This is a genomic window from Dongia soli (genome assembly GCF_034044715.1).
GTDB lineage: Bacteria > Pseudomonadota > Alphaproteobacteria > Dongiales > Dongiaceae > Dongia_B > Dongia_B soli.
In genome coordinates this window covers 196165-212473 of record NZ_JAXCLW010000002.1, presented here as the reverse complement: position 1 = coordinate 212473, position 16309 = coordinate 196165, and the positions used below count along the sequence as shown (strand labels likewise).

13 protein-coding genes and 1 riboswitch are annotated in these 16309 nt (G+C 60.0%); of the genes, 3 read left to right on the top strand and 10 right to left on the bottom strand.

Annotation, left to right across the window (positions count from 1 at the left end):
• Positions 1-15 precede the first annotated feature (15 nt).
• On the top strand, positions 16-1239 hold the full coding sequence (locus tag SMD27_RS07550; protein ID WP_320507758.1) for an NADP-dependent isocitrate dehydrogenase: 1224 nt from the start codon (positions 16-18) through the stop codon (positions 1237-1239).
• A gap of 26 nt (positions 1240-1265) precedes the next feature.
• Entirely contained in the window at positions 1266-1793 is a 528-nt protein-coding gene (locus SMD27_RS07545; RefSeq protein ID WP_320508642.1) for a peptidylprolyl isomerase, read from the top strand.
• Between the two features lie 91 nt (positions 1794-1884).
• Here SMD27_RS07545 and tenA read toward each other — a convergent pair whose 3' ends face one another.
• The 9 genes from tenA to SMD27_RS07500 all read right to left on the bottom strand — a co-directional run bounded on the left by tenA (position 1885) and on the right by SMD27_RS07500 (position 13973).
• A complete protein-coding gene (tenA, locus tag SMD27_RS07540; RefSeq protein WP_320507757.1) occupies positions 1885-2562 on the bottom strand; it encodes a thiaminase II in 678 nt (225 codons plus the stop codon).
• A gap of 2 nt (positions 2563-2564) precedes the next feature.
• A complete protein-coding gene (gene thiD / locus SMD27_RS07535) occupies positions 2565-3392 on the bottom strand; it encodes a bifunctional hydroxymethylpyrimidine kinase/phosphomethylpyrimidine kinase (RefSeq protein WP_320507756.1) in 828 nt (275 codons plus the stop codon).
• Entirely contained in the window at positions 3389-4051 is a 663-nt protein-coding gene (gene thiE, locus SMD27_RS07530; protein WP_320507755.1) for a thiamine phosphate synthase, read from the bottom strand. Before thiE ends, thiD begins: the two co-directional genes overlap by 4 nt.
• Positions 4048-4863: a hydroxyethylthiazole kinase gene (gene thiM, locus SMD27_RS07525; protein ID WP_320507754.1), complete on the bottom strand. Its 816-nt coding sequence runs from the start codon at positions 4861-4863 to the stop codon at positions 4048-4050. Before thiM ends, thiE begins: the two co-directional genes overlap by 4 nt.
• 68 nt (positions 4864-4931) lie before the next feature.
• Positions 4932-5033, bottom strand: a riboswitch (TPP riboswitch).
• A gap of 52 nt (positions 5034-5085) precedes the next feature.
• The gene (locus tag SMD27_RS07520; protein WP_320507753.1) at positions 5086-6087 is read right to left on the bottom strand and encodes a PrsW family glutamic-type intramembrane protease; all 1002 of its coding nucleotides are present in this window, start codon (positions 6085-6087) and stop codon (positions 5086-5088) included.
• Between the two features lie 127 nt (positions 6088-6214).
• Entirely contained in the window at positions 6215-8887 is a 2673-nt protein-coding gene (gene alaS, locus SMD27_RS07515; RefSeq protein ID WP_320507752.1) for an alanine--tRNA ligase, read from the bottom strand.
• 452 nt (positions 8888-9339) lie between these two features.
• Complete coding sequence (gene recA, locus SMD27_RS07510) at positions 9340-10416, bottom strand: recombinase RecA (RefSeq protein ID WP_320507751.1); 1077 nt, start codon at positions 10414-10416, stop codon at positions 9340-9342.
• A 189-nt stretch (positions 10417-10605) separates the two neighbouring features.
• Positions 10606-12867 carry a hybrid sensor histidine kinase/response regulator gene (locus tag SMD27_RS07505; RefSeq protein ID WP_320507750.1) on the bottom strand — a complete coding sequence of 754 codons (2262 nt, stop codon included), beginning with the start codon at positions 12865-12867 and terminating at the stop codon, positions 10606-10608.
• 503 nt (positions 12868-13370) lie between these two features.
• Entirely contained in the window at positions 13371-13973 is a 603-nt protein-coding gene (locus SMD27_RS07500; protein WP_320507749.1) for an urea carboxylase-associated family protein, read from the bottom strand.
• A 156-nt stretch (positions 13974-14129) separates the two neighbouring features.
• Here SMD27_RS07500 and SMD27_RS07495 point away from each other — a divergent pair, with 156 nt between their 5' ends.
• Positions 14130-14954 (top strand): isocitrate lyase/PEP mutase family protein, encoded by an 825-nt coding sequence (locus SMD27_RS07495; protein ID WP_320507748.1) that lies wholly within the window; start codon positions 14130-14132, stop codon positions 14952-14954.
• Between the two features lie 8 nt (positions 14955-14962).
• Here SMD27_RS07495 and SMD27_RS07490 read toward each other — a convergent pair whose 3' ends face one another.
• Positions 14963-16276 carry an NAD(P)/FAD-dependent oxidoreductase gene (locus SMD27_RS07490; protein WP_320507747.1) on the bottom strand — a complete coding sequence of 438 codons (1314 nt, stop codon included), beginning with the start codon at positions 16274-16276 and terminating at the stop codon, positions 14963-14965.
• Positions 16277-16309: the final 33 nt, after the last annotated feature.

Below are 16309 nucleotides of genomic sequence, written 5' to 3'. Positions count from 1 at the left end.
AGGAGCGCTTGCCGTATGAGCAAGATCAAGGTCAAGAATCCGATCGTCGAGCTTGATGGCGACGAGATGACACGGATCATCTGGAGTTTTATCAAGAACAAGCTGATCCTGCCCTATCTTGACGTCGATTTGAAATATTTCGACCTCGGCGTCGAACACCGCGATCAGACGGCCGATCAGGTAACGATCGATGCCGCCAATGCCATCAAGCAGCATAAGGTCGGTGTCAAATGCGCGACCATCACGCCTGACGAAGGACGGGTAAAGGAATTCAACCTGAAGCAGATGTGGAAGTCGCCCAACGGCACGATCCGCAACATCCTGGATGGCACTGTTTTCCGTCAGCCGATCATCTGCAAGAACGTGCCGCGCCTGGTGCCTGGCTGGACGCAGCCGATCGTGATCGGCCGTCACGCTTTCGGCGATCAGTATCGCGCGACCGATTTCATCGTGCCGGGCAAGGGCAAGCTCACGATCCGCTTCGAGCCTGAAGATGGCGGTGCGGCGATCGAGAAAGAAGTCTTCAAATTCCCCGGCAGCGGTGTCGCTTTGGCGATGTACAACCTGGATGAGTCGATCCGCGGCTTCGCCCGGTCGAGCTTCAACTACGGTTTGACGCTGGGCTGGCCGGTCTATCTCTCGACCAAGAACACCATCCTCAAGGCCTATGACGGCCGCTTCAAGGACATCTTCCAGGAAGTCTTCGACAAGGAATTCGCAGATCAGTTCAAGGCTAAGGGCATCGTCTATGAACATCGCCTGATCGATGACATGGTGGCCAGCGCGCTGAAATGGTCCGGTGGTTTTGTCTGGGCCTGCAAGAACTATGACGGTGACGTGCAGTCCGACACGGTGGCCCAGGGCTTCGGCTCCCTCGGCCTGATGACGTCCGTGCTTCTCTCACCCGATGGCGATGTGGTGGAAGCCGAAGCGGCCCATGGCACGGTGACCCGGCATTACCGCGAATATCAGAAGGGCAAGGAGACCTCGACCAATCCGATCGCCTCGATCTACGCTTGGACCCGCGGCCTCTGGTATCGCGGCAAGTTCGACAATACACCTGAGGTTCAGCGCTTCGCCGAAACGCTGGAAAAGATCTGTGTCGATACGGTCGAAGCCGGCTTCATGACCAAGGATCTGGCCTTGTTGATCAGCCCGTCGCAGACTTGGATGACGACCAATCAGTTTCTCGACAAGCTCGATGAGAACCTGAAGAAGGCGATGGCATCATGGAAATAAGCCGTCGTCAGTTTTCCGTTCTCACCATGGCTACAACCAGCACGCTTATCGCCGGCAGCCTGCCGGCCGTGGCGGCGACCGATCCGGAAAATACAGTTTACATGGATTTGAAGGGCGGCCGCGTGGTGATCCAATTGCGGCCGGATATGGCACCGAAAACTGTGGCCCGTTTCAAGGAACTGGTGCGCAAGGGCTTTTATAACGGCCTCACCTTTCATCGCGTCATCGAAGGCTTCATGGCCCAGGGCGGCGATCCGGAAGGCAACGGCACCGGCGGTTCCGGCCAGAACATCCCGGCTGAGTTTAATGCCTTGAAGCATGTCCGTGGCACGATCTCCATGGCGCGGGCCCAGGATCCGGACAGCGCAGATAGCCAGTTCTTCATCTGCTTTGCCCCTGCCCCCTTCCTCGATGGCCAGTATACGGCTTTCGGCCAAGTGATTCAGGGCATGGAATTCGTCGATCAAATCAAGCGAGGCGATCCGAATGACAACGGCGCCGTGACCAATCCCGACAAGATCATCAAGATGCAGGTCGCGGCAGACGTGAAGTAAGCCCGGCTCTCACACTCGATCCGACAGGCGCGCGCCGCAAGGCCGCGCCTGTTTTTTGCTCACCGGCAACCGCAACGCCTCAAGGGATATGTCAGCGATAAATCGCCGTCGGCCAGGTTTCGAGACGATAGGCTGCATCCCAAAACATCCATTCGAATTCCACCGAACACCGAAACAGATTCAGCATCTTCCGATACAAGGCTGGATTGGTGTCCTGCGCGATTCGGTTCGCTGCCTCTTCCGCACGCTGCACGCTTTGCTGGAATTCCGGGGCGGCATAGGTATCGATCCAAAGCTGGAACGGATTATTGTCGCTCGCTTTGGCGGCGATTGCCGCACCGACCTCGGCATAGATGCTGAAACAGGGCAGAACGGCTGCCAACAAAGTCTCATAGGTCCCCTTCATCCCCTCCGCCAGCATGAAGCCGGTATAGGCCAGGTTTGTGGGCGATGCCGAGGAAGCTGCGACCTCGGCGGCCGTGATTCCGAATGTCGTAAGGAAGGTTTGTTGCATTGCCTGTTCGAAGAACACCGCACCGGCAGCCGCTTCGCCGAATTGCGCAATTGTGCCAGCCGATGGCGCCTTCGCCGCCAAAGCGGCGAGAGCGCGCGCATATTCTGTGAGGTAGAGCGCATCTTGAATCAGATAATGCTGGAAGCGGTCCTGGCGTAAGGTGCCCGCGGTCAGCTCCAGATTGAACGGTAAATCATGAATAGCCTGGCGCAGCTTTGCCGTCTCCTGCCGCGCTTCTTCCAGAAAGGTCGTCATATTTACGGTCTCGACTGATGCCAAAGTTGATGGAAATGATGCACCGGACCATGTCCGCTACCGACGGCGAGTTGGCCGCTGGCGGCGATGGCACCCGTGATATAGGCCTTGGCCTCACGGATGGCTGTGATGACGTCGCGATGCTGCGGCAACAAGGCTGCGATGGCAGACGAGAGAGTGCAGCCGGTGCCATGCGTATTCTCGGTCGCGATCCGGCCGGCATCGAGCTTTGTTATGACGCCATCGGTGAGCACTAGATCTGGGCTCGCCTCGCCTGGCAGGTGCCCGCCTTTCAACAGCACGCGGGACGCACCAAGCGCCTGTAATCCCACCGCCGTTTCCTCCATGTCGTCCCAGTCCTTTGCCACGGCTCGATCGAGCAAGGCGGCAGCTTCAGGCAAATTCGGCGTGATGATCGATGCCATCGGCAACAGCTCTCGGCGCAAGGCGGAGAGCGCTGCCTCATCCAACAGGCGATGACCGCTCTTGGCGATCATGACCGGATCGAGAACGATCCAGCGCGGCTGGCAATGGCGCAAGCATGCAGCCACTTTGGAAATGATCTGGGCATTGGCGAGCATGCCGATCTTTACCGCATCGATCCTCACGTCCTCGAAGATCATATCGATTTGGCGGGCAACGAAAGCCGGTTCGACGACCAGAACCGCCCCGACGCCACGCGTGTTCTGCGCGGTCAGTGCGGTGATTGCCGCAGCGCCGTATGTCCGCAGCGCGGAAAAGGTTTTGAGATCGGCCTGAATGCCGGCGCCACCACTGGGGTCGCTGCCGGCGATACTGAGAATGTTGGGAACCATATGTTCCGGCATCATGGGCGCGCATCCAATATCGATTTCTTGAGCTGACGCGCTGCGGCTGCTGGATCGGCGGTACCGCAGATCGCCGAGACCACGGCGATGCCATCTGCGCCGGCTTGGATCACGGCACTCGCCCGTTCGTGGCCGATGCCGCCAATCGCCACCACCGGCAATAAGATCCGCTGCCGCAACTTTGCGAATTGCTGGAGGCCAAGCGGGGCAGCCGCGTCGCCCTTGGTTGCTGTCGCGAAGACAGGTCCCAGGCCGACATAATCGACCATGGCCGGATCGATCGTTTCGATTTCGGCGGGCCTGCTGACGGAAATGCCAAGGATCTTGTCCGCGCCTAAAAGACCCCTGGCGATTTCCGGCGGCATATCGAACTGGCCGACATGAAGCCCGTCGGCATCGACCGCCAAAGCAATATCCAGCCGATCATTGACGATCAGCGGCACGCCGGCCTGCTTCGCCAGTTCCGCTAGCGTGGCGGCTTCAGCCAAGGCGGATCGCAGATCGCGGTCCTTCGCGCGATATTGAATCATGGTGACACCGCCGGCGATCGCTGCTGCCACGGTTTCGGCAAGTCCACCTGCGGCACAGAGCACGGGATCGGTCACCAGATAGAGGGAGGGATCGAAAGCTGGGTGTCCGATACCGCATGATGGCCGCGTCATGTCAGCCTCGCTTTGGCAAGGATCTCCTCCCCCTCCAGCGCATAAAGCACATCGAGGAAAGCGACTTGGAACGAACCGGGCCCGCCTGCCATTTCCATGGCCGTATCGCCGGCGACACCCATCACGATGGTCGCCTGCACCGCGGCCGCGAAGGCATCGGGTGTAACGGCGAGAAATGGTGCGATCAGCGCCGTCGCGGTACAACCCATGCCGGTCACGCGTGTCATGATCGGATGACCATTGGCGATGCCGGTCACACGTTTGCCGTCGGTCACATAATCCATCGCCCCACTGACCACGACGATCGCGCCGGTCCGGCTGGCCAATCCCTTGGCCTCCTCCAACGCAGCGGCGGAGGAAAGCGTGCTGTCGACACCTTTGCCACCGGCTGTAACGCCGCCACCTTGCATCGCGGCGAGGGCTGTGATCTCGGATGCATTGCCGCGAATGACAGTTGGTCGTTCGGCGAGCAACTCGGCAGCGAGCCGGCTGCGATAGCCGAGCGCTCCCACAGCAACGGGATCCATCACCCAGGGCTTGCCGGCCTGAACCGCCGCGCGCGCGCCAATGCGCATGGCGGCGGCCCGGCTGCTGGAGATGGTGCCCAAATTGATCACCAGTGCATTCGCAACCCGCGCCAGCTCGGCCACCTCATCGGTGTTTTCGACCATGGCGGGCGATGCGCCCAAGGCGAGCAAGGCATTGGCCGTCACATTGGTAACGACCAGATTGGTGATGTTATGAATAAGCGGTGCGCGATCTCTGATCGCTTGCAGGTTTTGCGGCAGATTGGCCGTAGTGTCAGCCGTCATCTTTCGTTCCTATCCCGCAGCTTGGGATGGAGACAGACGGAAGACGGGCCGGAAGAAAGGCAAGTCACAAGCCGCCTGTGCAACAATCCCTTCGCTGGCATGATCCAGATCAGGTTCCTCGGGTATGATCTCAGCCCACTTCTGTCGAAGAGGCACCCCGCGGCACAGTGATGGGGAGTTTAAGGAACTGCGGCACACACTGTCAATGACGAGGCCGGTTGATTAGGAGGGGTATCGCCCTGCCCGCTCCCGCTTCATCGCCATGATCAGGCCGATGACAAACAGAATAGCGCCGAAGGCTGGCGCCAAAGCAGTCTCGAAAGTCTCGCTGGCGGTGAGCTTCGCCGGCACGATGAATAACAGCGCGGCAAGAATGATCATCGCCAAGCCCGCATATTGCCAACGGCGCGATGCGATGGTCCCTTCGGTCGTTCGCTGCAAGGCGGTCCGAAGGCCCCATAAGCCGAAGATCACCAGCACGACCGTGCTGATCATCCACACCACTGCCGGCACAGCGATACTGCGTGGGTCGATTGTTTCCAGCCCACTCGTCACATCACCATCGGTCGCACCGTCGCCCTGGAAAATCAGGTTCAGCAGACTGCCATCGAAGGCGGCGTGCAGAATGACAGCGGCGATATAGGCTGCCGCCAGCCACAGCCATCGGTTCCCCCTGGCTGGCCAGAGAGACAGCAGGAAATAACCCGCGACCATTGCCAATAAACTATGCAGCAAGGCTCCCAGCGCGCCCCGCAGTAAAGCGAAAGCGAGAAGGCTGCGGCTTAACTCCGCTTGATCGCCGAGGACATAGACATAAATGCAGCTTTCGATCAGGGCAAAGCCCAGCGCCGCCGATAAAAGAAGCTGGAACCCGTCTGACGGATGCCGGAGGCGTGACGTACCGCATTTAAGCAAGAGCGCAACGATACCAATTTTCAGAGCCTCTTCGGGCAAGGCCGCATAGATGAAAGCCAGCGAGAGAGACGCCTGGAGATCGTGTGCCGCTTGCAGGTCCCGCTGCAAGGCCGATGTCAGATTGGTCCCGAGCCCGGTCGTGGCAAAGAGCGCCACGCCGGCAAGGACGAAGGCGATATTGGCAGCGAAAGCCAATAGAGCGAGACGGCCGCTGACGGGATATGGAAACAGGCGGCGGAACAGCAATACGTAAAGACCGGATATGAAGATCACGACAGCGAAAGGCAACCACATCTGGTGAGCGATCATCTGCGTGACTATCCCTACGGCTAGTGCCGCTGCTCGACAAGGAAATCCCCTCTCCGATCAGCCTGACATGGCAGGCGCCGAAGAGGGGATGAAATCATCTTCAACCGTTATGCGCGACGACCTGAAATCAGGCAGCCTGGGCGGTCCCGCCGATCGCCTTTTCGATAGCTGACAAGGCGTCCTCGGCTTTGCTGGCATCCGGGCCGCCGGCCTGGGCCATGTCGGGACGGCCACCACCGCCTTGTCCGCCCAAAGCCGCGCTACCCGTCTTGACCAGATCCACGGCGCTCACCTTGCCGGTCAAATCCGACGTGACGCCGACCACGATCGACGCTTTCCCAGCATCATCGGAGATCAGCACGACCACGCCGGAGCCGATCTGCTTCTTCAACTCGTCAGCCATACCTTTCAGCTCTTTTGCTGGCACGTCCTTCAGGACACGGGCGGCAAAGGCGACACCATTGACATCCTTGGTCCCGGTCGATGCGTTCCCCCCACCGGCACCGGCAATGGCAGCCGCCTTGCGCGCTTCGGTCAGGTCGCGTTCCAGCTTTTTCTTTTCCTCGACCAGCGAAACGATACGGCTGGCAAGATCACCAGGAAGTGTCTTCAACGCCGCCGCCGCTTCATTGAGCTGCCGCTGCTGTTCGGCCACATAGGCTTCGGCCGCCGCACCCGTCATCGCCTCGATACGCCGCACGCCCGAAGCCACGGCGCCTTCGCTGACGATCTTGAAGAGGCCGATATCGCCGGTCCGGCGGACATGCGTGCCGCCACAAAGTTCGGTCGAGAAGTTCTTTGCTTCATCCTCATGTCGGCCGCCCATGGAGACGACCCGCACTTCCTCGCCGTATTTTTCGCCAAACAACGCCAAGGCACCGGCTTCGATCGCCGCATCCGGCGTCATCAGATGGGTCTCGACCGGCGCGTTCTTGCGGATACGATCATTGACCTCCTGTTCCACGGCGGCGATGTCTTCGCTGCTCAGCGCGCGTGGATGGCTGAAGTCGAAACGCAGCCGATCGGGCGCGACCAGCGAGCCCTTCTGCGTCACATGCGCGCCGAGACGCCGGCGCAAGGCTTCATGCAGCAGATGGGTCGCCGAATGATGCGCCCGCAACGCCGCTCGCCGCTTGCCATCGACTTTGAACTCGGCCGCTTCCCCGCGCGATACCGTCCCTCTGGTGACCTTGCCGAAATGCACCAGCATGTCGCCGAGCTTTTTCAGCGTATCGCCGACGGCAATTTCACCGCCCCCCGCCGTGACGATCGTGCCGGTATCACCCATCTGGCCACCGGATTCACCGTAGAACGGTGTCTGGTTGGCAATCAGCGCAATCTCATCACCGGCCGAAGCCTTTTCGATTTCCTGGCCGTTCTTCAACATGCCGATGATCTGCCCTTCAGCGCGTTCCGTGGCATAGCCGAGGAAATCGCTGGCGCCGAGCTTTTCGCGCAGATTGAACCAGACCGCCTCGGTTGCCGCTTCGCCCGAACCCGACCAGGCTTTGCGGGCGGTTTCGCGCTGGCGTTCCATGGCCGCATCGAAGCCTGCCTTGTCGACGCTGCGGTCCTGACCGCGCAGAATGTCTTCCGTCAGATCGAGCGGGAAGCCGAACGTGTCATACAGCTTGAAGGCACCATCGCCCGACAGCTTCTGTCCCTGGCCCAGCTTCGACGTCTCGTCGTCGAGCAGGCGGAGGCCGCGATCCAGCATTTGTTTGAAGCGGCTTTCTTCGAGCTTGAAGGTTTCGGTGATCACCGCTTCGGCGCGGATCAGTTCCGGATAGGCCTGCCCCATCTGGGCGATCAGTGCCGGCACCAGACGCCACATCAGCGGCTCCTGGCAACCGAGCTTGTGGGCATGGCGCATCGCCCGGCGCATGATCCTGCGCAGCACATAGCCGCGGCCTTCATTGGCCGGCAGGACGCCGTCCGCCACCAGGAAGCTGCAGGAGCGCAAATGATCGGCGATGACCCGATGTGATACCTTTAAAGGACCGTCCGGATCGGTGCCCGATGCCGCCGCCGAAGCCTCGATCAAGGCCCGCATCAAATCGATATCGTAATTGTCGTGCTTGCCCTGCAGCACTGCGGCCAAGCGTTCCAGCCCCATGCCAGTATCGATCGAGGGGCGCGGCAGGTTGACCCGCTCATCCTTGGTCAATTGTTCGAACTGCATGAAGACCAGGTTCCAGATCTCGATGAACCGGTCGCCGTCTTCATCCGGACTGCCCGGCGGGCCGCCGGGAATCGAGGACCCGTGGTCATAGAAAATTTCCGAACACGGACCGCAGGGGCCGGTATCGCCCATCGCCCAGAAATTATCCGAGGTCGGAATGCGGATGATGCGGTCGTCCGACAGGCCGGCAATCTTCTGCCAGAGGCCGAAGGCTTCGTCGTCCTGGTGATAGACCGTGACCAGCAGCTTGTCCTTGGAAAGGCCGAATTCCTTGGTGATCAGGCGCCAGGCCAGATCGATCGCCCGCTCTTTGAAATAATCGCCGAAGGAAAAATTCCCCAGCATTTCAAAGAAGGTATGATGCCGCGCCGTATAGCCCACATTTTCCAGGTCGTTATGCTTGCCGCCGGCGCGGACGCATTTCTGTGCTGTCGCGGCCCGCACGTAATCCCGCTTCTCGGCCCCGGTAAAGACGTTCTTGAACTGGACCATGCCGGCATTGGTGAACATCAATGTCGGGTCATTTCGAGGCACCAGCGGACTGGACGGCACAATTTCGTGCCCCTCCTTCCGGAAGTAATCCAGGAATGTGCGGCGGATATCATTCGCGGTCTGCATTATCGGTCGATCCAGCAATCGTCGGTCTGAGGTGATGGTTCAATCGGCCCGGAGAGCCATATTCCTGTGTAGATATCGGGTTGCGAGCAAGCCGGGTCCAGGCCCTGACATATATCCCTGGCTATCCAGACCTATATGCAGAGGGTCGCCTGTCTTGCGGCGCAAAAAGTGACTATTTCTGTTTTTCCGCGTCGCGACAAGGAGATTGAGGGAAACCGGGCAAATTTCGCGCGCCCCCCTCTCTCCGATAGTACTGTTCGAAGGCTGTAACCGGCGACCGGACCGGCAAAGGGCGCTCACTCACAACCGGAGCCGCGGAACCGCTCAAGGATGCAGATAAGCTTGGGGCGTGGCACGGTTACCCGTATCCACGCCCCCGGAGAGAACTGATATGGCGAGGTGGTCGCCCCTCGGCGAACCGCCTCATTCAGCCGCTTGAGCGGCGAAACTCGTTATTCCTCGTCCTCGCTGCCGCTGTTGCCAGCCTTATCCAGCATGGCGCCGGCGACCAAGCCGGCATTCTGCCGGATCTTCGCCTCGATTTCGGCGGCTATCTGCGGATTGTCGCGGAGGAACGCCTTGGCATTCTCACGGCCTTGGCCGATACGCTGGCCGCTATAGGAGAACCAGGCACCCGATTTCTCGACCACATTGGCGGCAACACCAAGATCGATCAACTCACCGGTCTTCGAAATGCCTTCGCCATACATGATGTCGAATTCGACCACGCGGAACGGCGGCGCCACCTTGTTTTTCACCACCTTGACCCGGGTCTGGTTGCCGACCACAGTTTCCTTGTCCTTGATGGCGCCGATACGGCGGATATCGAGGCGAACCGAGGCATAGAATTTCAATGCATTACCGCCGGTCGTGGTTTCCGGATTACCGAACATCACGCCGATCTTCATGCGGATCTGGTTGATGAAGATCACCATGCAGCGCGAACGCGAAATCGAGCCGGTCAGCTTGCGCAAAGCCTGGCTCATCAACCGCGCCTGCAGGCCCACATGGGAATCACCCATCTCGCCTTCCAATTCCGCGCGCGGCACCAGGGCCGCCACGGAATCGATCACGAGCACGTCGATGGCGCCAGACCGGACCAGGGTATCGGCAATTTCCAGCGCCTGTTCGCCGGCATCGGGCTGCGAGATCAGCAGATCATCGACATTGACGCCGAGCTTGGCGGCATAGGCCGGATCGAGCGCGTGTTCGGCATCGACGAAGGCGCAAGCCCCGCCAACTTTCTGCGCTTCAGCAACCACCTGCAAGGCAAGGGTCGTCTTACCGGAGCTTTCCGGACCATATACTTCGATGATACGGCCGCGCGGCAGGCCGCCGATCCCCAGGGCGATGTCGAGGCCCAGCGAACCGGTGGAAACCGCTTCCGTCTCGACGGCATTCTCGCGCTGGCCCAAGCGCATGATCGAGCCTTTACCGAAGGCGCGTTCAATCTGCGCCAGAGCTGCGTCTAAAGCCTTATTCTTGTCCATTCCATCCCTGTCGGCGATACGAACCACATTCTGCGACATAGCGCCCTCCACTTAGACCACAGCGTTTCGGCCCTGACAACGATTGCCCGCTGGTATCGGCCGGCAGGCCTTCAAAGCTGATCGATGGCGCCCATAGTACACACTTTGTTCTCACCGTAAAGCGAAAAGATCAAAACCGGAACATATGGCATATTTCCCTTGTGAAACAAGGCGGTACAGGACGAACCACTATCCTTGGTCGAGAACTTCCTTCACCTTGGCGGCGAGCTGCTTCAAGGTAAAGGGCTTCAGGAGGAAATGAGCCTCCTCGCCGGCATCGACTCGTCGGCGGAAAGCGTCTTCGGCATAGCCCGAAATGAAGATCACCGGCATATTCGACCGGCGTGCCCGCACCTCTTTGATCAGCTCCGGCCCATCCATGCGCGGCATCACCACATCGCTGATGATGAGATTCACCTCCTCAAGATGCTCATTAAGGATTTCCAGGGCCGCCTCGCCGCTCCGGGCCTCCAGCACCTGATATCCCTTATTGCGCAGGGCCCGGGCGCTGAACAGGCGAACCGCATCCTCGTCCTCGACCAGCAGAATGGTGCCGATGCCGGTGAGATCGCGCGGCGCTTCCTCGCTCGCATCTATCTTGGCATCACCTCCGGCCGCAGCCATATGCTGCGGCAAATAGATCCGGAAAGCGGCCCCCGCGCCCGGCCAACTATCGACAAAAACGAAACCGCCGGTTTGCCGGACGATGCCATAGACGGTCGAGAGGCCGAGACCGGTGCCTGATCCAACAGCCTTCGTGGAGAAGAAGGGTTCGAAGATGCGGTCGATGATTTCGGCCGGAATGCCGGTGCCGCTGTCTTTCATTTCGATCAGCACATAATTACCGACCGGCATCACTTCGGCGCCGCGTTGCAGCGGTTCTGCTGTGGTGATGTTCTCCGTGCGGATGGTGAGATTGCCGCCATTGGGCATTGCGTCGCGCGCATTGACGGCCAGGTTGATGATGACCTGTTCGAGCTGCCCTTGATCGACGCGAACCGGCCGCAGGTCACGGCCATGCACCATATTGAGTTCGATGTTCTCGCCGATCAGCCGGCGCAACAGATGCGAGAGCTCCGCCAGGACATCGGTGATGGAGAGAACCCGCGGCTGCAATGTCTGCTGCCGGGAGAATGCCAGGAGCTGTCGGACTAGATTGGCGGCGCGATTGGCATTCTGCTTGATTTGCATGATATCAGCGAAGGATTGATCGCCAGCGCGGTGGCGCAGCAGAAGCAGGTCACAGAAGCCGATCATCGCCGTGAGCAGATTGTTGAAGTCATGGGCGATACCGCCGGCCAGCAGGCCGACAGCCTGCATCTTCTGCGACTGTGCAAACTGCACTTCAAGGCGTTTCTGTTCCGTTGCATCGATGAAATGCGCGATGATGCCCAGCGACTTGCCTTCCTTGTCGTCTCGTCGAGAGGCGAAAATGGTGACGCTGTGCTGCGCCTGCCCCGCGAGACGCACCGTCAGCGGCGTCAGCGGACGGCTGTTATCGAGCACCGCGCTGAAGTGCTCTGTCACCGCGCCGCGATCGTCAGGATGAACCAGCTCGATCATCGGCGCGTCGCGCCAATTGCCGGCATCGGCCAATTGTTGGAAGGCGCGATTTGCCTGCTCGATCCGCCCAGCCGTATCGATCAGCGCAATACCGGTCGGTGCCTCTTCAAAGAAGCGCTGGAAGTATTGTTCCGAAACCTGCAGGGCCCGTTCCAGTTCCTGTTCCCGTGACAGGTCATGCACGACCGAACGGGTACGGATTGCCGTTCGCTTGCCGCCCGCTTGAACGGCTGCAACGGCATGACGGATATAGGCCTGCATCACTTGCCCGTTGGGGCGACGCAGCATCACCTCGCCGGAACGTGCGGCCGGATCGGCAAAAGGGCTGTAGGATGGCGTGCCCGGCGGCAACGCGCCGACGACGAGATCGTGCAGTTTCACGGTGAAAACGCCGTTCTCGTCGCTTGGCAAGTCGAGCCAGTTTTCCAGGGTCTCATTGACGAACTGGAATGCGCCGTTTTCATCGACGGAGTAGAAGCCGATCGGTGCATGCTCGACCAGATCGGCAAATTTTTCGTGGTCCGAGCGGATATATTCCTCAATTTGCCGCCGCTCGGTGACGATATCGAGGCTCCAGAGAACGAAGCCGCTGAAGCCATGAAGCTGACAGGCCGAGACGTCGAGAATTTCGCGGTCGCCGAACTGCATGATGACATCGATATCGGCCCTTCCCTGCCCGGTCTGTTCCAGGCTGAGCGTCAGTTGCTGGAGCTTACGAGCGGCGTCGGAACCAGCAGCGATCAGGCTGCTCAGCGTGCTGATCAGCGGCACGTCGATTGTTGGAAAAATCCTGCTATAGGCAGCGTTGGTAAACCGAACCCGGCCGCTGGAATCGACCAATTGGCGCGCTCGTTTTGTCACATCAAGACTATCGCGCAACAGCGCCATCTGACGTCTTGTGCGCCAGATACTGACCAGAAGTGCGAGAACGATTAGCGCTGCTACAGCCAGAGCAATCTGGAGATAACTGAAACCGAAAAGGCCTGCCGGGATGGGCGCGGTTTGCAACGGAACGGTCAATGGTGTCGCGGGCGGGATGGTCGTTGTCGGCTCTTGCGCCGAGGCCTCTTTGCAAACCAAGGACAGCAGTGGGATGACCAAGCCTGGCCTAACAACTGCAGAAAGGGCAGAGAATGACCGTGCACAATACCTGGCTGCGCCATCAGCCAGCCGAAACGCCATTTTAGGGAGTCTCGCCGCTCCCAGATCAGCCGTTTTTACAGCTTGACTGCCCATCCCTGTGCTCTGCCCCCAACTGCCGAGTCGCAACCGGCGGCGGAGTTTAACGCAACTAAGGCTCAACCCCAACTCAACAGGCACGAACCCTGCGCTAAATCCCGCCGATCGCCACCCTTTCGCAGGTTTTCGCGGCGCCACTGTCGCTCAGGAGACTATTGCACGTCCAGAAGCAGTTCGGTGACACCTTGGGCGGAGTTGATCGGCCAGCCTTCAACTGGCAAATCGAAAGGGCATGAGGAGATGACGCAGATCACATCCATCAATGCCTCCATCTCGACAAAGGCGCCGGGCGCCACCGGATTGGGCGGAGAAACCAGTCGTGACTGCGCGTCGATTTGAGTATTGGTGAAGAAATTGACCGGCTGCGGAATGACGGAAACCTCATATCCTTCTCGGCGCATGGCGCTCTGCAGATTGTCCGAGCAGCTTGCATGTGGATGATGATGGCCGAAGAATTCGTAACGGAACTGGTCGCAGGCGGCGATCATCATGTCGTGAACGCCATTTGCGCCGTCCTTGACGAAACGCAGCATCGGCCGCCGGAAACGTGACAGGAAGACATCGCCCTCTCGCGGCTTAATGCAGAAACTCGTGACCCAAGTATGTGGACAGGATAGCCATTCACCGACATTCTCAGCATTGAAAGCGAAAAAGTCGGCCGCCTGAGCTCCCTTCGGGGTGGTGATACGTAGCTTCTGCCCTTTGGCAACCCGCACGGCGCGCCCCTGAGACGCCGGCACAGTAATTGTCGTCATCTATTGCTCCCAGATTATTTTCATTCTGCTACACTACCTGCGATCGTGAGACTGCAAGCGCCTGAAATGTCGAGCACGTTATGTTAACTGCCCCTCTTTGGCTAGACCGCCCTGACCGATACCGCCCCATTCCGCAGAATAACAGAGGAACGGACGATGACCGCACAAGCCAGCAAGGCCGCTGCTTTCAAGACGCTGCATGAACAGTCCAGTGCATTCATCATACCCAATGCCTGGGATGCGGGTAGCGCCCGAGTCCTAGCGCATTTCGGATATCTCGCCCTCGCGACCACCAGCGCCGGCGCTGCCTTCACGCTGGGGCAGCCCGATGGATCGATGACGCGCGAGCAATCGCTGGAAAATGCCCGAGCTATCGTCGCCGCGAGCGATCTGCCGGTCAGCGCCGATCTGGAGAACTGCTTCGGCGACGCACCTGACGTCTGTGCCGAAACCATTCGCCTTGCGGCCGGCGTCGGCCTGGTCGGCGGGTCGATTGAGGATGCGACAGGCCGGCCCGAAGAGCCAATTTATCCTCTCGACATCGCCTTGGACCGCGTGAAAGCAGCAGTGGTAGCGGCACGCTCCCTGTCATTTTCCTTCACGTTGACAGCGCGTGCGGAAAATTATCTGCATGGTCGCCCCGATCTCGCCGATACGATCCGCCGGTTGCACGCTTTCGCCGAAGCCGGTGCCGATGTGCTCTACGCGCCCGGGCTCAAGACCGCGGAGGACATCAAGGCGGTCGTTAAGGCCGTCGCCCCGAAACCCGTCAATGTGGTCATGGGTTTGGTCGGCGCGGCTTTCAGCCATGAGGAATTGTCCGGCTTCGGCGTGAAGCGGATCAGCGTTGGCGGTTCACTCGCACGCACGGCCTATGGAGCCTTGTTTCATGCCGCCGAGGAGATGCGTACGGCCGGCACTTTCTCCTTTGCTGAACATGCCGTGCCGCATGCAAAAATGAACAACTTGTTCAAAGGCTGACCGCTTTCCTAGGCTGCATCGAGCCGGTCCAATAGCAGATAGAACCGGCTCAGGGCGAAGATCCCTGCCTGCCGCAAACCATGCAAATGGAAAGGCGCAGGCGCCGTAACGGGAAACGGAACGGATGCCGGCTCGGCGCCGGCGGCGAGATCGCCAAGCACTTGCCCCATCACAGTGCCGACCGCGACCCCCCGACCGTTGCAGCCGATCGCCGTATAGAGCTTCGGCGCCAGAATGTGGAGATGGGGGAAGCGATCCTTGGTGATGGCGACACGGCCACTCCAGACGAAATTGAGCTCGCTCATATCCAGCTGTGGAAACAGGCGGTTGGCCAATCGCTGGATGCTGCCGGCATCGCTGAATTGCGGATCATCATCCACCGGAGACCGGCCGCCGATGACGAAGCGGCCGGTGTGGTCTCGGCGATAATAGACCAGCAGGCGCCTTGTATCGGTGACGCCCTGGTTTCCCGGCAGGATCGTCTTGCTCAAATTCGCCTTCAGAGGCTTGGTCGCGATCTGGAAACTGGTGACTGGCACAATAGTGCGGGAAAGCCCCGGCCAGAGCTGGTCGGTATGGGCATTGGTGGCGAGCACGACCTTATCCGCTCTGATCTGAAATCTGCCTGCCGACACTGTCCAGCCATCGGTCGTTTCGACCAGCCGCGTTGCCGATGTCTGACAATAGATGGCGCCGCCCTTGGCTAGCACAGCCTGCGCGAGGCCTCGGCAATAGCTGAGCGGCTGTAGGACCCCGCCGCGCCGGTCGAGCCAGCCGCCGGCATAGGTATCTGGAGCGCAGCCGACCAGCTCGCTGATCTGCGCGGCCGTCAGCAAGGTTCCACCGGCACCATGTGCCTGCCACTGGCGATGGCGTGGCTCGACCAAATTATGCAGTGGCTTCGTGCCATGAGCCGCATAGATCCATCCGGATCGCTCCGCATGGCAGTCGATCCCATAGGTCTCGACACGTTCGAAGACCTGATCGGCCGCCGCACCGAAAGCGGCAATCATGCGGCCGCCGAGATCGGGGCCGAAAAGAGACTCCAGCTTGTCCGGATCATGCTTCAAGCCGGCAATGATTTGCCCGCCATTGCGTCCAGATGCCCCCCAGCCCGGTTGCGCCGCATCGAGCACAACGACCTGATGGCCACGTTCCAGCAGCCGCAAGGCCGCATTTAGCCCGACAAACCCGCTGCCGATCACCGCAATCTCGGTCCGAATATCCGTTGCCAGCGGCTGGATCTCGGGCGCGGCCGGTATCGCCGTCGCGGCCCACAGCGATTTTGGCAACTGCGATTTCCGCAGCTCCTTGGTCTCCATTCGCGCTCCCCGCCGCCTGTGCGCGGCCCTTGC

What these genes read in the sequence shown, in the direction of transcription:
- SMD27_RS07550 (WP_320507758.1), top strand. Translation starts at nt 16, where the DNA reads ATGAGCAAGATCAAGGTCAAGAATCCGATCGTCGAGCTTGATGGCGAC.
- SMD27_RS07545 (WP_320508642.1), top strand. Translation starts at nt 1,266, where the DNA reads ATGGCTACAACCAGCACGCTTATCGCCGGCAGCCTGCCGGCCGTGGCG.
- tenA (WP_320507757.1), bottom strand. Translation starts at nt 2,562, where the DNA reads ATGACGACCTTTCTGGAAGAAGCGCGGCAGGAGACGGCAAAGCTGCGC.
- thiD (WP_320507756.1), bottom strand. Translation starts at nt 3,392, where the DNA reads ATGATGCCGGAACATATGGTTCCCAACATTCTCAGTATCGCCGGCAGC.
- thiE (WP_320507755.1), bottom strand. Translation starts at nt 4,051, where the DNA reads ATGACGCGGCCATCATGCGGTATCGGACACCCAGCTTTCGATCCCTCC.
- thiM (WP_320507754.1), bottom strand. Translation starts at nt 4,863, where the DNA reads ATGACGGCTGACACTACGGCCAATCTGCCGCAAAACCTGCAAGCGATC.
- SMD27_RS07520 (WP_320507753.1), bottom strand. Translation starts at nt 6,087, where the DNA reads ATGATCGCTCACCAGATGTGGTTGCCTTTCGCTGTCGTGATCTTCATA.
- alaS (WP_320507752.1), bottom strand. Translation starts at nt 8,887, where the DNA reads ATGCAGACCGCGAATGATATCCGCCGCACATTCCTGGATTACTTCCGG.
- recA (WP_320507751.1), bottom strand. Translation starts at nt 10,416, where the DNA reads ATGTCGCAGAATGTGGTTCGTATCGCCGACAGGGATGGAATGGACAAG.
- SMD27_RS07505 (WP_320507750.1), bottom strand. Translation starts at nt 12,867, where the DNA reads ATGGCGCTGTTGCGCGATAGTCTTGATGTGACAAAACGAGCGCGCCAA.
- SMD27_RS07500 (WP_320507749.1), bottom strand. Translation starts at nt 13,973, where the DNA reads ATGACGACAATTACTGTGCCGGCGTCTCAGGGGCGCGCCGTGCGGGTT.
- SMD27_RS07495 (WP_320507748.1), top strand. Translation starts at nt 14,130, where the DNA reads ATGACCGCACAAGCCAGCAAGGCCGCTGCTTTCAAGACGCTGCATGAA.
- SMD27_RS07490 (WP_320507747.1), bottom strand. Translation starts at nt 16,276, where the DNA reads ATGGAGACCAAGGAGCTGCGGAAATCGCAGTTGCCAAAATCGCTGTGG.